This is a genomic window from Bacillus cereus group sp. BfR-BA-01310 (assembly GCF_022664325.1).
Lineage (GTDB): Bacteria > Bacillota > Bacilli > Bacillales > Bacillaceae_G > Bacillus_A > Bacillus_A paramycoides.
In genome coordinates, this window is record NZ_JAKUHD010000128.1 from 1 (window position 1) to 220 (window position 220).

Below are 220 nucleotides of genomic sequence, written 5' to 3' on the forward strand. Positions count from 1 at the left end.
CCTTGATTCTACAACATTTCAAGTGCCGGATCGATTTGCATCTACTTATCCTGGTGCCGGAGGATGTAGTCATAAAGCTGGTGTGAAAATTCAACTAGAGTATGACTTGTTGAGTGGAGAATTTTCTGATGTGAAAATTGAACCAGGAAAACGAAGTGATCAGGCGTATGGTGCGACTCGAACAGGTATGGCACAAAAGAATGAACTATATATTCGTGAC

1 protein-coding gene is annotated in these 220 nt (G+C 41.4%); it reads left to right on the top strand.

From position 1 onward, the window contains the following. Nucleotides 1-220: transposase (locus MR109_RS29985; protein WP_242274878.1), on the top strand; the 220-nt coding region annotated here is incomplete at both ends.